This window comes from Caulobacter sp. CCH9-E1 (assembly GCF_001556515.1).
GTDB lineage: Bacteria > Pseudomonadota > Alphaproteobacteria > Caulobacterales > Caulobacteraceae > Caulobacter.
The window spans coordinates 1-1585 of the sequence record NZ_LSJA01000201.1 but is presented as its reverse complement, the minus strand read 5'-3'; the positions used below and the strand labels follow the sequence as shown (position 1 = coordinate 1585).

Here is a 1585-nt window from a genome sequence, read left to right as displayed (position 1 = left end):
GGGGTACGAACAGGAAGTGGTAGAGGGCCGTCAACGCGAACTGCAGTCGCGACAGATCTATAACAGCGGGGTCCATGGACAGCTCCAAGACGCTCGGCCAACGCGATTACCGGCCGCCCCGACACCTAGATCAACACGCACAACCGAAATTGACAATTCTCAACAAATTGGACGCAATAGGCTCATTTAACAAATATTATTGTATACAAATACTCAAAATATACCTCAGAATTCACGTATACATCGATACAATCCATTCAGTGCCTACATCGAACACCTTCGCCACACCCAACACAATTTTGCACCATAGGTGATTGACTGCTCATCCCGTCGAATAGACTTAGATCAGATCATGTAGCCCCACATGAAGATCACGACACCCGGGACGTCTCCCTAGCATTTGTTCCGAAAACACCCAGTCCATCATCGCCGCGACGGAGAAGCAGGCCGGCTGGAACGTCAGTCCTTGCTTTGCGGGACGCCCGGGGCGCCGGCTTGAAGCGCGCGTATATAGGCCAGCCGCGAAACGCGGCGCGAGCCCCCCCCCGCGCGAACACGGAGGCGACAAGCCGGCCCGCATCGACTAAAGAGCGCGCCGTGACTCGTTCGCCGCTTCAGCGCCGTCCCTTCGCCCGCGCCGTCTTCCTGACGCTCGCGGCGCTGGCGATCGCCCTGAAGGTGATGATCCCGGCCGGCTTCATGACCGCGCCTGATCCGCGCAACGGCCTGCCGTTCTCGTTGGTGCTCTGCACCGGCGACGGCGCCAAGCTTGTCCAGCCGGGCGAGACCCTCGCCGGCCACTCCGACAAGGACGACAAGTCCGCCCACGACGCGCCCTGCCCGTTCGCCAGCCAAGGCGCGGCGGCCCCGCCGCCCAGCCCGTTCACGGCGACCAAGATCGCGTTCGTCGCCTACGCGCCTATCGAACCGACGCGCGTCATCCACCTCGCCCCGGGACGAGGCCTCGCCGCCCCGCCCCTGCCGGCGCGCGGTCCTCCAAGCCAGCTGATCTAGAGCCTCCGGCCGCCCGCTGGAGCGCACGCGCCGCCTCGCGGCCGCGTCCGCCCGCGCGCATCCTCCGCCTGTTTCAGCCTTGCTTACTCGGCGCGCCAAGCCGCGCCCTAGGACCACGTCATGAAGTCTCTCCTCCTGGCCGCCACGGCCATCGCCGCCTGCGTTCCGCCGCTCGCCCACGCCGCGGACAAGCCCGAAGCCGACACCGAGGTCTCGTCGGTCATCGTCACCGCCCGCCGCAATCCCGAGGATCCGCCCGTCGTCGCCGACGCCCGCAAGCGCCTGTCGGAGACCCCCGGCGCGGTGTCGGTGATCTCGCAAGAGAGCTACATCAATCGCCAGACCCTGGCCCTCGACGACATGCTGCGCGACGCCCCTGGGGTCTACGCCCAGCGCAAATGGGGCGGCGATATCCGCGTCTCGATCCGCGGCTCGGGGATCGGCAACGCCAACCACAACCGGGGCCTCCTGATCGCCCAGGACGGCGTGCCGCTGAACGAGGCCGACGGCTATGGCGACAGCCAGGTCGCCGACCCGCTGAACACCCGCTACGCCGAGGTCTATCGCGGCG

General features: G+C 65.6%; 3 protein-coding genes. 2 read left to right on the top strand and 1 reads right to left on the bottom strand.

The window, feature by feature from the left end:
• On the bottom strand, positions 1–76 hold a 76-nt coding region (locus AX690_RS24255), incomplete at its 3' end, for a hypothetical protein (protein ID WP_369798207.1).
• A 521-nt stretch (positions 77–597) separates the two neighbouring features.
• On the opposite strand from AX690_RS24255, the gene AX690_RS12135 reads away from it, so the two are divergent.
• Both AX690_RS12135 and AX690_RS12130 read left to right on the top strand, forming a co-directional pair.
• Positions 598–1014 carry a DUF2946 family protein gene (locus AX690_RS12135; protein WP_066680824.1) on the top strand — a complete coding sequence of 139 codons (417 nt, stop codon included), beginning with the start codon at positions 598–600 and terminating at the stop codon, positions 1012–1014.
• Positions 1015–1134: 120 nt separating this feature from the next.
• Positions 1135–1585 (top strand): TonB-dependent receptor plug domain-containing protein (locus AX690_RS12130; protein WP_156449642.1); only part of this gene is annotated, 451 nt, incomplete at its 3' end.